At 59.1% G+C, this 15967-nt stretch carries 13 protein-coding genes and 1 tRNA gene; all 14 read right to left on the bottom strand.

Features of this window, described 5'->3' with window-relative positions; translation table 11 throughout:
- Nucleotides 1-132, bottom strand: a 132-nt coding sequence (locus tag ACYVHK_RS23085) for a GTP-binding protein (protein ID WP_460535434.1), incomplete at its 3' end; no start/stop codon positions are given.
- A gap of 61 nt (nt 133-193) precedes the next feature.
- Nucleotides 194-2290 (bottom strand): elongation factor G, encoded by a 2097-nt coding sequence (fusA, locus tag ACYVHK_RS23090; protein ID WP_460537104.1) that lies wholly within the window; start codon nt 2288-2290, stop codon nt 194-196.
- Between the two features lie 28 nt (nt 2291-2318).
- Nucleotides 2319-2789, bottom strand: a complete 471-nt coding sequence (gene rpsG, locus ACYVHK_RS23095) for a small ribosomal subunit protein uS7 (protein WP_460537106.1) — start codon at nt 2787-2789, stop codon at nt 2319-2321.
- A 161-nt stretch (nt 2790-2950) separates the two neighbouring features.
- Nucleotides 2951-3325 carry a 30S ribosomal protein S12 gene (gene rpsL / locus ACYVHK_RS23100; RefSeq protein ID WP_072428335.1) on the bottom strand — a complete coding sequence of 125 codons (375 nt, stop codon included), beginning with the start codon at nt 3323-3325 and terminating at the stop codon, nt 2951-2953.
- Between the two features lie 203 nt (nt 3326-3528).
- Complete coding sequence (gene rpoC, locus ACYVHK_RS23105) at nt 3529-7725, bottom strand: DNA-directed RNA polymerase subunit beta' (RefSeq protein WP_460537109.1); 4197 nt, start codon at nt 7723-7725, stop codon at nt 3529-3531.
- A 116-nt stretch (nt 7726-7841) separates the two neighbouring features.
- Nucleotides 7842-12026, bottom strand: a complete 4185-nt coding sequence (gene rpoB, locus ACYVHK_RS23110) for a DNA-directed RNA polymerase subunit beta (protein ID WP_460537111.1) — start codon at nt 12024-12026, stop codon at nt 7842-7844.
- A gap of 153 nt (nt 12027-12179) precedes the next feature.
- A complete protein-coding gene (gene rplL, locus ACYVHK_RS23115) occupies nt 12180-12551 on the bottom strand; it encodes a ribosomal protein bL12 (RefSeq protein ID WP_460537113.1) in 372 nt (123 codons plus the stop codon).
- A 54-nt stretch (nt 12552-12605) separates the two neighbouring features.
- Nucleotides 12606-13103 carry a 50S ribosomal protein L10 gene (rplJ, locus tag ACYVHK_RS23120; RefSeq protein WP_460537115.1) on the bottom strand — a complete coding sequence of 166 codons (498 nt, stop codon included), beginning with the start codon at nt 13101-13103 and terminating at the stop codon, nt 12606-12608.
- A gap of 301 nt (nt 13104-13404) precedes the next feature.
- Nucleotides 13405-14103, bottom strand: a complete 699-nt coding sequence (gene rplA / locus ACYVHK_RS23125; protein ID WP_460537117.1) for a 50S ribosomal protein L1 — start codon at nt 14101-14103, stop codon at nt 13405-13407.
- Nucleotides 14104-14535: a 50S ribosomal protein L11 gene (gene rplK / locus ACYVHK_RS23130; RefSeq protein ID WP_460537119.1), complete on the bottom strand. Its 432-nt coding sequence runs from the start codon at nt 14533-14535 to the stop codon at nt 14104-14106. It abuts the gene before it with no gap.
- An 87-nt stretch (nt 14536-14622) separates the two neighbouring features.
- Complete coding sequence (gene nusG, locus ACYVHK_RS23135; protein WP_460537121.1) at nt 14623-15156, bottom strand: transcription termination/antitermination protein NusG; 534 nt, start codon at nt 15154-15156, stop codon at nt 14623-14625.
- Nucleotides 15157-15179: 23 nt separating this feature from the next.
- Nucleotides 15180-15533: a preprotein translocase subunit SecE gene (gene secE, locus ACYVHK_RS23140; RefSeq protein ID WP_460537124.1), complete on the bottom strand. Its 354-nt coding sequence runs from the start codon at nt 15531-15533 to the stop codon at nt 15180-15182.
- A gap of 89 nt (nt 15534-15622) precedes the next feature.
- Nucleotides 15623-15698: transfer RNA gene (locus ACYVHK_RS23145), tRNA-Trp, on the bottom strand.
- 49 nt (nt 15699-15747) lie between these two features.
- A partial coding sequence (locus ACYVHK_RS23150; RefSeq protein WP_460537126.1) for an EF-Tu C-terminal domain-related protein occupies nt 15748-15967 on the bottom strand: 220 nt, incomplete at its 5' end.

A 15967-nucleotide genomic window follows, 5' to 3' on the forward strand; every position in this document is an offset into this window, starting at 1 on the left:
GGCTTCGCCACCGAACTTCTTCGACAGAATGGTGGTGATCGCGGCGGTCAGCGTGGTCTTGCCATGGTCAACGTGACCAATCGTACCAACGTTTACGTGCGGCTTGGTCCGCTCAAACTTTTCCTTAGCCATTGCTCAATCCTTAGTCTGAATTAGGTTAGGGACCGCCGGGCTCGTGGCCCGGCAGTACCGATTACTTCTTGTTGATGATCGCTTCAGCGACGTTACGCGGCGCTTCCGAGTAGTGCTTGAATTCCATCGAGTAGGTAGCGCGACCTTGCGACATCGAGCGCAGGGTGGTCGAGTAACCAAACATCTCGGACAGCGGCACTTCGGCCTTAACCATCTTGCCACCGGCAGGATTGTCGTCCATGCCTTGCAGCATGCCGCGACGCGACGAGATATCACCCATGATGTCACCCATGTACTCTTCCGGGGTTTCGATCTCGACAGCCATCATCGGCTCGAGAATCACCGGACCAGCACGGCGCATGGCTTCCTTGAAGGCCAGCGAGCCGGCCAGCTCAAAGGCGATCTGCGACGAGTCAACATCGTGGTAGGAACCGAACGTCAGGCGAACCTTCACGTCCACGACCGGGAAGCCAGCCAGCACGCCAGCCTTCAGCGTGTTCTGGATACCCTTGTCCACCGAGGGGATGAATTCGCGAGGAATCGTACCGCCCTTGATTTCGTCCAGGAACTCGTAGCCCTTGCCTTCGCCCGAAGGCTCGACAGTGATCACGCAATGGCCGTACTGACCCTTACCACCGGACTGCTTGGCGTGCTTGCCTTCCACGTCCGCAGCGATCTTGGTGATGGTTTCGCGGTAAGCCACTTGCGGGGCACCCACGTTCGCTTCCACGCCGAATTCGCGCTTCATGCGATCCACCAGAATTTCCAGGTGCAATTCGCCCATGCCGGACATGATGGTCTGGCCGGTTTCTTCGTCGGTACGCACGCGGAACGACGGGTCTTCCTTGGCCAGGCGGTTCAGGGCAACGCCCATCTTTTCCTGGTCAGCCTTGGTCTTCGGCTCGACGGCGACGTGAATCACCGGCTCGGGGAACACCATGCGCTCCAGGGTGATGACGTGGTCAGGCGAACACAGCGTTTCACCGGTGGTCACGTCCTTCAGGCCGATACCAGCGGCGATGTCGCCGGCGCGAACTTCCGCGATTTCTTCGCGGTTGTTAGCGTGCATCTGCACGATACGGCCCATGCGTTCCTTCTTGCCCTTGACCGAGTTCATCACGGTGTCGCCAGTGTTGACGACGCCGGAGTAGACGCGGAAGAAGGTCAGCTGACCAACGTACGGGTCGCTCATCAGCTTGAAGGCCAGCGCCGAGAACGGCGCATCGTCGGAAGCAGCGCGGGTGTCAGGCTGATCACGGTCATCCAGGCCTTCAACCGGGCGAACATCGACCGGCGACGGCAGCAACTGGATAACAGCGTCCAGCATCAGCTGCACGCCCTTGTTCTTGAAGGCAGTACCGCACAGCATCGGCTGGATTTCACAAGCCAGGGTACGTGCACGCAGGCCGGCGACGATTTCGTCTTCGGTCAGCTCGCCCGTTTCCAGGTACTTGTTCATCATCTCTTCCGACGACTCAGCCGCAGCCTCGATCATCTTCTCGCGCCATTCGGCAGCAACGGAGACGAGGTCAGCCGGAATCTCGACGTAGTCGAACTTCATGCCTTGCGAAGCTTCGTCCCACAGGATGGCCTTGTTCTTCAACAGGTCAACCACGCCGGTGAAGCCGTCTTCGGCACCGATAGGAATCGCGATAGGCACCGGATTGGCGCGCAGACGCAGGCGCATTTGCTCGACCACGCGGAAGAAGTTGGCACCTTGACGGTCCATCTTGTTCACGAAGGCCAGACGAGGCACCTTGTACTTGTTGGCCTGACGCCATACGGTTTCCGACTGGGGCTGAACACCGCCCACAGCGCAGTAAACCATACAGGCACCGTCCAGCACGCGCATCGAACGCTCCACCTCGATGGTGAAGTCGACGTGGCCCGGGGTGTCAATGATGTTGATGCGATGTTGCTCGAACTGGTTAGCCATGCCCTTCCAGAACGTGGTGGTCGCAGCGGAGGTGATCGTGATGCCACGCTCCTGCTCCTGCTCCATCCAGTCCATGGTGGCGGCGCCATCGTGCACTTCACCGATCTTGTGGTTCACACCGGTGTAGAAAAGAATACGCTCAGTCGTCGTGGTTTTACCCGCGTCGATGTGCGCGCTAATACCGATGTTCCGGTAGCGTTCAATGGGTGTAATGCGTGCCACAGCCAATACCTTTGCTTAAAAGGGTGAATTAGAAGCGATAGTGGGCGAAGGCCTTGTTGGCTTCAGCCATCCGGTGCACTTCGTCACGCTTCTTCATCGCGCCGCCACGGCCTTCAACCGCATCCAGCAATTCGCCAGCCAGACGCTGACCCATGGACTTTTCACCGCGCTTGCGGGCGGCTTCGCGCAGCCAACGCATGGCCAGAGCCATACGACGGGATTGACGCACTTCAACCGGCACCTGGTAGTTTGCACCACCAACACGACGGCTCTTCACTTCAACGACCGGCTTCACGTTGTTGAGGGCTTGGGAGAACACCTCAAGGGGGGCCTTACCGGTCTTCTTCTCGACAATTTCAAGCGCGCCGTAAACGATGCGTTCGGCAACGGACTTCTTGCCATCCTGCATAACGACGTTCATGAACTTGGACAGTTCTTCGCTACCGAACTTTGGATCCGGCAATACTTCGCGTTTCGGTACTTCTCTACGACGTGGCATGTTTCAACCTCAGTAGTATTCAGTTGAGCGCACAACTAGGCACGCTCGCGACCATCCAGGAGGACTGGTCACTTACTCGACGATGCGCACACGGGCGCGCCGCCGTCGTCGCGAATATCTTGATCGAACAAGACAGGGCTCGCGACCCAACCCAAGGCGAATTAAGCCTTCGGACGCTTTGCGCCGTACTTGGAACGAGCCTGCTTACGATCCTTAACACCAGCGGTGTCGAGCGAACCGCGCACGGTGTGGTAACGCACACCTGGCAAATCCTTTACACGACCACCACGGATCAGAACGACCGAGTGTTCCTGCAGATTGTGGCCTTCACCGCCGATGTACGAAATGACTTCGAAACCGTTGGTCAGACGCACCTTGGCAACCTTACGAAGGGCCGAGTTAGGCTTCTTCGGGGTCGTGGTGTAGACGCGAGTGCAAACACCGCGTTTTTGCGGGCAAGCTTCGAGCGCAGGTACCTTGCTCTTGGCCGTTTCCGCCACACGTCCTTTACGGACGAGCTGGTTAATGGTTGGCATTATCTCTTTCCCAAAAGTAAAAATGGCGAGCCTCGCGCAAGACGCACGAGGGGCCGCCCCCACAAAAGAGCGCGGATTATAGATAAATCAAGCGCTTAATGTCAACAAACCCTTCAGCCGGCTATCGCTTTGCTCCGGATAGGCCGACGGAAGGGTCGCTGATGTACTGCCATCACGGATGGCTGCCGGAGCAGCCCCCATGATCACACTTCTTCTTGAGCCGACTCGGCTTCCGCCAACATCGACGACGCATCGATCACGGGCGACGATTCCTGACCCGCTTTCTGACGACGACGGTTGTTGTGGTAGGCCAGACCGGTACCACCAGGGATCAGACGACCCACGATCACGTTTTCCTTCAAACCACGCAGCTCGTCGCGCTTGCCCATGATGGCAGCCTCGGTCAGCACGCGGGTCGTTTCCTGGAAGGAAGCGGCCGAGATGAAGGAATCGGTCGACAGCGAAGCCTTGGTGATACCGAGCAGGATGTTGTCGAACTGGGCCGGCTGCTTGTTGGCGGCGATGAGCTTGTCATTCGCTTCCAGCACTTCGGCACGTTCAACCTGTTCACCCATGATGAAGTCGGAATCACCGGCGTCGGCGATCACCACACGACGCAGCATCTGGCGAACGATCACCTCGATGTGCTTGTCGTTGATCTTCACACCCTGCAGGCGATAAACCTCCTGCACTTCTTCGGTCACGTAGCGAGCCAGCGTCTCGATACCTTGCAGTCGCAGGATATCGTGCGGATCGGCCGGGCCGTCCACGATGGTTTCGCCGCGGTTCACCACCTGGCCGTCATGGACCAGCACGTGCTTGTCCTTCGGAATCAGGTACTCGTGCGGCGTGCCGTCCAGATCGGTAATGATCAGGCGCTGCTTGCCCTTCGTGTCCTTACCGAACGACGAGGTACCGGTCACTTCGGCCAGCATGCCGGCGTCCTTCGGCGAACGCGCTTCGAACAGTTCGGCCACACGCGGCAGACCACCGGTAATGTCGCGGGTCTTGACCGATTCCTGCGGAATACGTGCCAGCACTTCACCCACGCCAACCTGTTGGCCGTCCTTGACCGTGATAATGGCACCGACCTGGAAGGTGATGTTCACCGCGGCATCGGAGCCCGCCAGCTTCACTTCCACGCCATTGTCGTCCAGCAGCTTGATCTGCGGGCGCACGCTCTTGGTTGCACCAGCCTTGCGCTTCGGATCGATCGCCACCAGGGTCGACAGACCGGTCACTTCGTCGATCTGCTTGGCCACGGTCACGCCTTCTTCGACGTTCTCGAAACGCACCAGACCGGCGTACTCGGTAATGATCGGACGGGTATGCGGATCCCAGGTGGCGAGCACGGCGCCAGCCTTGATCGACTGGGCATCGTTCACCATCAGGGTCGCGCCATAAGGCACCTTGTGACGCTCACGCTCACGACCATTGTCGTCGAACACCACCACTTCACCCGAACGGGTAATGACGATCTGCTCGCCCTTGGTGTTGGTGACATAACGCATGGTCCCGGCGAAGCCCACCTTACCGTTGGACTTGGTTTCCACCTGACTGGCCGACGCAGCACGCGACGCGGCACCACCGATGTGGAAGGTACGCATGGTCAGCTGGGTACCCGGCTCACCGATCGACTGGGCAGCGATAACACCGACCGCCTCGCCGACGTTGACGCGTTGACCACGACCCAGGTCACGGCCGTAGCACAGTGCGCACAGGCCATAACGGGTTTCACAGGTCAGCGGCGTACGAACCTTCACTTCGTCGATGCTCAGCGCTTCGATGCGCTCGACGATGTCTTCGGTCAGCAGCGTGCCGGCTTCGTAGACGGTCTCCTGGGTCGCCGGATCGATCACGTCGATCGCAGCAACACGGCCGAGGATACGGTCGCGCAGCGCTTCGATCACGTCACCGCCCTGAACCACGGCCTTCATGTTCACACCGTTCTTGGTGTGGCAATCGTCCTCGGTCACGACCAGATCCTGCGTCACGTCCACCAGACGACGGGTCAGGTAACCGGAGTTGGCGGTCTTCAGCGCGGTATCGGCCAGACCCTTACGGGCGCCGTGCGTCGAGATGAAGTACTGCAACACCGTCAGACCTTCACGGAAGTTGGTGGTGATCGGGGTTTCGATGATCGAGCCGTCCGGCTTGGCCATCAGGCCCCGCATACCGGCCAGCTGACGAATCTGCGCCACCGAGCCCCGGGCACCGGAGTCCGCCATCATGTAGATGGAGTTGAACGACTCCTGGTCAACGGTATTACCTTCACGGTCTACCGTCTTTTCCTTACCCAGGTGGGCCATCATGGTCTTGGCAACCTGGTCGCCACAGCGCCCCCAGATGTCCACGACCTTGTTGTAGCGCTCGCCCTGGGTCACCAGACCGGAGGTGTACTGCGCTTCGATTTCCTTGACCTCACGCTCGGCCTCGGCCAGCAGCGTTGCCTTCTCGGCCGGCACCAGCATGTCGTCCACACAGATGGACAGACCAGCACGGGTCGAATAAGTAAAGCCGGTGTACATCAGCTTGTCGGCCAGGATCACGGTCTCGCGCAGACCGACGCGACGGAACGACGCGTTGATCAGCTTGGAGATTTCCTTCTTCTTGAGCGCCTTGTTGACGTTCTCGAACGGCAGGCCCTTGGGCAGGATTTCCGACAGGATGGCACGACCGACGGTGGTCTCGCGACGCACCATCTTGAACTGCCACTCACCGCTTTCGTCCTTGTACCAATCCTTCAGGCGCACGCTGACCTTGGCGTTCAGTTCGGCCTGGCGCGTCTCGTAAGCACGGATCAGCTCTTCCAGGTCGGCGAAACGCAGGCCTTCGCCTGTACCGTTGATACGTTCGCGGGTCATGTAGTACAGACCCAGCACGATATCCTGCGACGGCACGATGATCGGCTCGCCGTGGGCGGGCGACAGCACGTTGTTGGAGGCCAGCATCAGCGTGCGAGCTTCCATCTGCGCTTCCAGCGACAGCGGCACGTGAACGGCCATCTGGTCACCGTCAAAGTCGGCGTTGAAGGCGGTACAGACCAGCGGATGCAGCTGGATGGCCTTACCTTCGATCAACACCGGCTCGAACGCCTGGATACCCAGGCGGTGCAGCGTCGGTGCGCGGTTCAGCAGCACCGGATGTTCGCGGATGACGTCTTCCAGAATGTCCCAGACTTCCGGCACTTCCTGCTCGACCAGCTTCTTGGCCGCCTTGATGGTGGTCGCCAGGCCCAGCACTTCCAGCTTGTGGAAGATGAAGGGCTTGAACAGCTCCAGCGCCATCTTCTTCGGCAGGCCGCACTGATGCAGCTTGAGGGTCGGGCCCACCACGATGACCGAACGGCCCGAGTAGTCGACGCGCTTACCCAGCAAGTTCTGACGGAAACGACCGCCCTTACCCTTGATCATGTCGGCCAGCGACTTCAGCGGACGCTTGTTGGCGCCCGTCATGGCCTTGCCGCGACGACCGTTGTCCAGCAGCGAGTCGACGGCTTCCTGCAGCATGCGCTTTTCGTTACGCACGATGATTTCAGGGGCCTTCAGCTCCAGCAAGCGCTTCAGACGGTTGTTACGGTTGATCACGCGGCGATACAGATCGTTCAGATCGGAGGTCGCGAAGCGGCCGCCATCGAGCGGGACCAGCGGACGCAGTTCCGGCGGCAGCACCGGCAACACTTCCATGATCATCCACTCAGGCTTGATGCCCGACTTCTGGAACGCTTCCAGTACCTTCAGGCGCTTGGCGATCTTCTTGATCTTCGCTTCCGAACCCGTGTTCTGCAGGTCGTGGCGCAGCGTTTCCATTTCGTTGTTGATGTCCAGGGTGCGCAGCAGTTCGCGCACGGCCTCAGCACCCATCAGGGCAACGAATTCATCGCCATACTCTTCGACCTTGGCCAGGTAGTCGTCTTCCGACAGCAGTTGACCGCGTTGCAGCGGGGTCATGCCCGGTTCGATGACGATGAAGCCTTCGAAATACAACACGCGCTCGATATCACGCAGAGTGATGTCGAGCACCATGCCCAGACGCGACGGCAGCGATTTCAGGAACCAGATATGCGCAACCGGCGACGCCAGTTCGATATGGCCCATGCGCTCGCGACGCACCTTGCTGAGGGTCACTTCCACGCCGCACTTCTCGCAGATCACACCGCGATGCTTGAGACGCTTGTACTTGCCACACAAACACTCGTAATCTTTCACCGGCCCGAAGATACGGGCACAGAACAAGCCATCGCGCTCGGGCTTGAAGGTACGGTAGTTGATGGTTTCAGGCTTCTTGACTTCACCGTACGACCACGAACGGATCTTGTCGGGCGACGCCAGACCGATGCGGATGGCATCGAATTCTTCTTCCTGCGTCACCTGCTTGAACAAGTCGAGCAAAGCTTTCATGTTTCTATCCTCGTTTCACGAGTGAGGCCCTGCCAGGCTGGTATGTCTTTATATACCAAGCCATGTCGGCGCGAACGGGGTGCGGCCTCACCGCCTCACCCCGCGCACCGTCTGGCTTAGAATCGTTCCAGGTCGATATCGATACCCAGCGAGCGGATTTCCTTCACCAGCACATTGAAGGATTCCGGCATGCCGGCGTCGATCTTGTGATCGCCCTTGACGATATTTTCGTACACCTTGGTACGGCCATTCACATCGTCCGACTTCACCGTCAGCATTTCCTGCAACGTGTAAGACGCGCCGTAGGCTTCCAGCGCCCACACTTCCATTTCACCGAAGCGCTGACCACCGAACTGCGCCTTACCACCCAGCGGCTGCTGGGTAACCAGCGAGTACGGGCCAGTGGAACGGGCGTGCATCTTGTCATCGACCAGGTGATGCAGCTTCAGCACGTGCATGTAACCCACGGTCACACGACGCTCGAAGGCTTCGCCGGTACGACCGTCGTACAACTTGAGCTGGGTACGGGTGTCGTTGAAGCCCAGCTGCTGGGTATGCTCGGAATCAGCCGGGTAGGCCAAAGCCAGCATCGCCATCAGGTCTTCTTCCTTGGCACCGTCGAACACCGGCGTAGCGAACGGCACGCCATCACGCAGGTTGTGCGCCAGCTCGATGATTTCCACATCGCTCATCGACTGCAGGTCCTCCGGACGACCGCGGGTGTTGTACACCTCTTCCAGGAAGCCACGCACTTCGGCGGCCTTCTTGGCGTTCTTGCTGCTTTCGTCGGCCAGCATGCGGTCGATACGCTTGCCCAGACCCTTGGCAGCCCACCCCAGGTGAACTTCCAGAATCTGACCCACGTTCATCCGTGACGGCACGCCCAGCGGGTTCAGCACGATGTCGACCGGCGTACCGTCGGCCATGTGCGGCAAGTCTTCGATCGGCAGGATCTTGGACACCACACCCTTGTTACCGTGACGACCGGCCATCTTGTCACCAGGTTGCAGGCGACGCTTCACGGCCACGTAGACCTTGACCATCTTCTGCACGCCCGGTGGCAGCTCGTCGCCCTGGGTCAGCTTACGCTTCTTGTCTTCGAAACGCAGGTCGAACTCGGCACGCTTCTGTACCAGGTTGTCCTTCATCAGTTCCAGCTGCTTGGCGACATCTTCGTCGGCCAGGCGGATATCAAACCAGTCGTGACGGGTCAGATCAGCCAGATACTCATGGGTCAGCTCGGTGCCCTTGGCAATACGCTTCGGACCGCCGTTGACCTTCTTGCCCAGCAGCAGACGCTCCAGACGCTCGAAAGCATCGTTCTCCAGAATACGCAGCTGGTCGTTCAGGTCGAGACGGAAACGCTTCAGTTCATCGTCAATGATGCTCTGGGCGCGCTTGTCGCGGTCGATACCTTCGCGGGTGAACACCTGCACGTCGATCACCGTACCGTTCATGCCGGACGGCACGCGCAGCGAGGTGTCCTTCACGTCCGAGGCCTTCTCGCCGAAAATCGCGCGCAGCAGCTTCTCTTCCGGCGTCAGCTGGGTCTCGCCCTTCGGCGTGACCTTACCGACCAGCACGTCGCCAGCTTCCACTTCGGCACCGATGTAGACGATACCGGCGTCATCCAGACGGCCGAGCATGCGCTCGGACAGGTTCGAGATGTCGCGAGTGATTTCTTCAGGTCCGAGCTTGGTATCACGGGCAACCACCGACAACTCTTCGATATGGATCGAGGTGTAGCGGTCATCGGCCACCACCTTCTCCGAGATCAGGATCGAGTCTTCGTAGTTGAAACCGTTCCATGGCATGAAGGCCACGAGCAGATTCTGGCCCAGAGCCAATTCACCCAGGTCGGTCGAGGCGCCGTCGGCGATCACGTCCAGGGACGCAATCACGTCGCCGACCTTGACGATAGGACGCTGGTTGATATTGGTGTTCTGGTTGGAACGGGTGTACTTGGTCAGGTTGTAGATGTCCACGCCGACCTCACCGGCGCTGGTCTCATCGTCATTGACGCGGATCACGACCCGGTTGGCATCGACATAGTCAACACGACCACCACGCAGTGCCTTCACGGCGGTGCCCGAGTCGATCGCACAGGTGCGCTCGATACCGGTACCGACCAGCGGCTTCTGCGCACGCACGCAAGGCACAGCCTGGCGTTGCATGTTGGCGCCCATCAGGGCCCGGTTCGCATCATCGTGTTCCAGGAACGGGATCAGGCAAGCAGCGACCGACACGATCTGGTTCGGTGCCACGTCCATGAACTGCACGCGTTCCGGGCGCGCCACGATGGTTTCACCGTGTTCGCGGCAGGTCACCAGTTCGTCGATCAGCTCACCCTTGTCGTTCAGCTTGGCGTTGGCCTGGGCAATAACGTACTTGCCTTCCTCGATGGCCGACAGGTATTCGATCTCGTCGGTCACCTTATGGTCCACCACCTTGCGGTACGGGGTTTCCAGGAAACCGTACTCGTTGGTGCGGGCATAGATAGCCAGCGAGTTGATCAGACCGATGTTCGGGCCTTCCGGCGTTTCGATCGGACAGACGCGACCGTAGTGGGTCGGATGCACGTCACGCACTTCAAAGCCAGCACGCTCGCGAGTCAGACCGCCCGGTCCAAGGGCCGATACGCGGCGCTTGTGGGTGATTTCCGACAGCGGGTTGGTCTGGTCCATGAACTGCGACAGCTGCGAGGAACCAAAGAATTCCTTGATCGCCGCCGACACCGGCTTGGCATTGATCAGGTCGTGCGGCATCAGGTTGTCGCTCTCGGCCTGGCCGAGACGTTCCTTGACGGCGCGCTCGACGCGCACCAGGCCAGCACGGAACTGGTTCTCAGCCAGCTCACCCACCGAACGGATACGACGGTTACCCAGGTGATCGATGTCATCGATCTCGCCACGGCCGTTGCGCAGCTCCAGCAGGATGCCGATCACGGCAATGATGTCGTCGGTGTTCAGCACGCCCGAACCGGTGGTGCCTTGCGGGCCCACGCGCTCGGAGAAGCGGCGCTGCCAGCCCGGAGCCTTCTCGTCGAGACGGTCAGGATAGGCGCGACGGTTGAACTTCATGCGGCCCACGGCCGACAGGTCGTAACGCTCTTCGGAGAAGAACAGGCCGTTGAACAGCGCCTCGACCGAATCTTCGGTCGGCGGCTCGCCAGGACGCATCATGCGATAGATCGCCACGCGCGCAGCCTGACGGTCTGGCGTTTCGTCCAGACGCAGGGTATTGGAGATGTACGCGCCCTGATCCAGGTCGTTGATGTACAGCACCTTGATCGAAGCGATGCCAGCCGATTCGAACTTGATCAGCAAATCTTCGGTGATCTCGTCGTTGGCCTTGGCCACGATCTCGCCGGTATCCGGGTTCACCACGTTGGCACCCAGCACACGGCCGATCAGCGTATCGGTCGGAATCTCGAGTTCCTTGACGCCGGCATTCTGCAGGTCGCGAATATGCTTGGCGGTGATGCGCTTTTCTTTCTGCACCAGCACGGTACCATCGTTGCCGACGATATCGAACTTGGCGACTTCGCCCTTGAGACGCTCAGCCACCAGTTCGGTGAAGACACCGTTCTTTGACAGGCGGACGGTATCGAAGTCATAGCAGTCGGCCAGAATCTGCTCGTTGTTGTAGCCCAGCGCCCGCATCAGGATCGTCACCGGCATCTTGCGACGGCGGTCGATACGGAAGTACAGCAGGTCCTTCGGATCGAATTCGAAGTCCAGCCAGGAGCCGCGGTAAGGAATGATACGGGCGGAGAACAGCAGCTTGCCCGAGGAGTGGGTCTTGCCCTTGTCGTGCTCGAAGAACACGCCAGGCGAGCGATGCAGCTGCGAGACGATAACCCGCTCGGTACCGTTGATCACGAAGGAGCCGTTGCTGGTCATGAGCGGAATTTCGCCCATGTACACTTCCTGCTCCTTGGCTTCCTTGACGACCGGCTTCGACGACTCGCGATCGAAGATCGTCAGGCGTACGCGCGCGCGCAGCGGAGCCGCGAACGTGATGCCACGCTGCTGACACTCGACCACGTCGAACGGTGGCTCACCCAGCTGATAGCTGACGAAGTCCAGCTTCGCATAGCCGTTATGGCTGGTGATCGGGAAGATCGAAGAAAATGCTGCTTGCAGGCCGATACCGCGGCGCTGCTCCATCGGAACGCCCAGCTGAAGAAACTCTGTATAAGAGTCGATTTGTGTGGCGAGCAGATAAGGAACGTCCAGAACGTTCGCCCGCTTCGCAAAACTTTTACGAATGCGTTTCTTCTCAGTGAACGAGTAACTCATAGAGTCTCCGGTCGAGTTGGGGCGCTAAAACCAAACCACAAAGTCCATTTAGGCAGACTTTCCGGTTTGGCAACGCAGGGTTTCAACGATTTGCCACAAGCGCAAGAAGGCTGGCGACAGAGTCGCCAGCCTATCTTATCTCCCGAGGGAGACTTACTTCATCTCAGCGGTAGCACCGGCTTCGATCAGCTTCTTGACCATGGCTTCAGCATCAGCCTTGGCAGCGCCTTCCTTGACAGCCTTCGGTGCGCCGTCAACCAGGTCCTTGGCTTCCTTCAAGCCCAGGCCGGTCAGCTCACGCACGACCTTGATCACGCCAACCTTGTTGGCGCCAGCGCCGGTCAGGATAACGTCGAATTCGGTCTTTTCTTCAACAGCAGCGGCGCCACCAGCAGCAGGGCCAGCAACAGCAACAGCAGCGGCGGAAACGCCGAACTTCTCTTCGAATGCCTTCACCAGGTCATTCAGTTCCAGAACGGTCAGGCCAGCAACGGCGTCGAGGATGTCTTCTTTGGTCAGAGCCATGTTTAATTACTCCTGAATACAGATAAGTCGTTAGATCTGAAAGCGTAGCGGCGATTAAGCGGCTTCGGCTTGCTTCTTCTCGGCCAGTGCAGCCAAACCGCGGGCGAAACCCGACAGCGGAGCTTGCATAACGTAGAGCAGCTTGGACAGCAGCTCTTCGCGGCTTGGGATAGCAGCAAGTTGGCCAACTTCAGCAGCGCTGAGCGTCTTGCCTTCATAGGAACCTGCCTTGACCACGATCTTGTCGTTGGTCTTGGCAAAGTCAGCCAGCACCTTGGCGGCGGCGATGGGGTCGGCGGAAATGCCGTACACCAGCGGGCCTGCCATGTGGTTGGCCAGATCGGCAAACGCGGTGCCTTCAACAGCGCGGCGAGCCAGCGTGTTCTTCAACACGCGCAGGTAAACGCCCTTGGCACGTGCATCAGCACGCAGCTTGGTCATGGCGCTGACCTGGATGCCACGATATTCGGCAACCACGATGGCTTGAGCCTTGGCAACTTCTGCCGAGATCTCTGCCACTACGGCCTTTTTATCGTCGAGATTGAGACTCAAGGTCTACCCTCCTGGAAAATCCATCCCCTCGCAGGGACAGAACCTAAAGAAATGGCGACCAATCATCAGGAGAACTAACCGACAGACAAGTCTGCCGGGGGAATCCTGCTCTTGGGTACACCATCTGCGTAGGGCGGGGCGACGCGAATGATTCCTCACTCCGTATCGCTTGCCGATTAAGGCACAGGCAAATGCCTGCAACCCCCTACGGTCTTTGATAATCCGCCTCGTCGCCTAAGCGATCCGGCGGCCCAAAGTCCGTTTTTGGATGCGGCTTGCGCCGCACCCGGATACAACTTGATTACGCGCCGATTACGGTCGCGGCATCAACACGCACACCGGCACCCATGGTGCTCGATACGGCGATCTTCTTGAAGTAGACACCCTTCGAAGAAGCAGGCTTGGCTTTTTGCAGCGCTTCGATCAGAGCGACCAGGTTGGTCTTCAGATCAGCGGCGTCAAAGGCAGCACGGCCGATGGTGCTATGGATGATGCCGTTCTTGTCGGTACGGTACTGAACCTGACCAGCCTTGGCGTTCTTGACAGCCTCGGCAGCATTCGGGGTCACGGTGCCAACCTTCGGGTTAGGCATCAGACCACGCGGGCCAAGGATGGTACCCAGCTGACCAACGATACGCATGGCGTCCGGCGTGGCGATCACCACGTCGAAGTCCATCATGCCACCCTTGATCTGTTCGGCCAGGTCTTCGAAACCGACGATGTCGGCACCGGCGCCCTTGGCAGCTTCAGCATTGGCACCCTGGGCGAACACGGCGACGCGAACGCTCTTGCCGGTACCCTTGGGCAGCACGACCGAACCACGCACAACCTGGTCCGACTTACGTGCGTCAACGCCGAGGTTGATGGACACATCAACCGATTCGCCGAACTTGGCGGTAGCGCCTTCCTTGACCAGCGACAGCGCTTCGTCGATGGCGTACAGCTTGTTGCGATCAATCTTGGCCTTCAGGGCCGCGACGCGCTTGGAAACCTTAGCCATTTACACACCCTCCACATTCAGGCCCATCGAACGAGCAGAACCGGCGATGGTACGCACAGCGGCGTCCAGATCAGCAGCGGTCAGGTCCGGGGTCTTGGTCTTGGCAATATCTTCCAGCTGGGCGCGGGTAATGGTGCCTACCTTGTCGGTATGCGGCTTGCTGCTGCCCTTTTGAATGCCAACGGCCTTCTTGATCAGGATGGTGGCGGGCGGGGTCTTCATCACGAAAGTGAAGGACTTGTCCGCGAACGCAGTGATCACCACTGGAATCGGCAGACCAGGCTCAACGCCTTGGGTCTGGGCGTTGAACGCCTTACAGAATTCCATGATGTTCAGGCCGCGCTGGCCGAGTGCCGGACCGATAGGAGGCGAAGGATTCGCCTTGCCTGCCGGAACCTGCAGCTTGATGTAGCCGATAATCTTCTTAGCCACGATATGCTCCTAAAATGGGTAATAACGCAGGATAAGTCCTGCTCCCCTTGGTAAAACCCGGCTCGCGCCGGACGCCATGCAGATCGGTTAAACCTTCTCGACCTGCGAAAAATCCACTTCCACCGGGGTGGCACGACCGAAGATCAACACCGACACCTTGAGCTTGCTCTTGTCGTAGTTGACTTCTTCGACGGTCGCATTGAAGTCCGCGAACGGGCCTTCGGTAACGCGCAGGATCTGGCCCACGTCGAACAGCACCTTCGGCTTCGGCTTTTCGACGCCTTCCTGCATCTGCGCCATGATCGCTTCGACTTCCTTGACGGAAATCGGCGTAGGCCGCATGCCGGTGCCACCGATAAAGCCAGTCACCTTGGAAGTGTTCTTCACCAAATGCCAGCTTTCGTCGGTCATTTCCATCTCGACCAGCACATAGCCAGGGAAGAACTTGCGTTCGGTCAGCGCCTTAGTACCGTTGCGGATCTCCATGACCTCTTCAACCGGCACCAGAATCTGGCCAAACAGATGTTGCATATCGGAACGATCGATACGCTCCCTGAGTGCCTTCATGACACTCTTCTCGAAACCCGAGTACGCGTGAACTACATACCAACGCATTGCCATCAAGCAGTCTCCGGGCAGTTAAATCAGGCGCGCTTCAGCAGCACGTCGTAGAACAACCAGGCCAGGCCGGTATCCACTGCCCACATGAACAGCGCCAATGTGAGTGCAAACAGGAATACCACGCCGGTAACCTGCCAGGTCTCCTTCTTGGTCGGCCAGACCACCTTCTCCGCTTCCTTGACGGAGTCGCGAGCGTAGTCCACAAAGCCACGCCCCGGGGCGGAAAACCACACCACAGCCGCTGCCAGCAACAGACCCACCACCACAGCAGCCACACGCAGCGCTTGCTGGTCAGCCGGCAACAGGTAGAAGCCCGTCACGCCCGCCGCAACCAGCACCAACGCTGCCGCCAGCTTCAATTTGTCCACATTTTCCATGCGTCGGCTTTTGCCCGAAAAATAAAGACAGCCGCTTTCCTGGTGGAAAACGGCTCCCTTTGTATTTTAAATACCAACCACGTATTCGGTGGCAGGCGAGGAGGGTCTCGAACCCCCAACCCCCGGTTTTGGAGACCGGTGCTCTGCCAATTGAGCTACTCGCCTGCAAAACCAAACGGTGCGACTCGTGCCGCACCGCCGGTTCTAAACTTTATTACTCGATGATCTTACCGACAACGCCGGCACCAACGGTACGACCACCTTCGCGAATCGCGAAGCGCAGACCGTTTTCCATGGCGATCGGAGCGATCAGGGCAACAACCACTTCAACGTTGTCACCTGGCATCACCATTTCGGTACCAGCAGGCAGTTCTACTGCGCCGGTCACGTCGGTGGTGCGGAAGTAGAACTGAGGACGGTAGCCGTTGAAGAAC

This window comes from Chitinimonas naiadis, assembly GCF_054780835.1.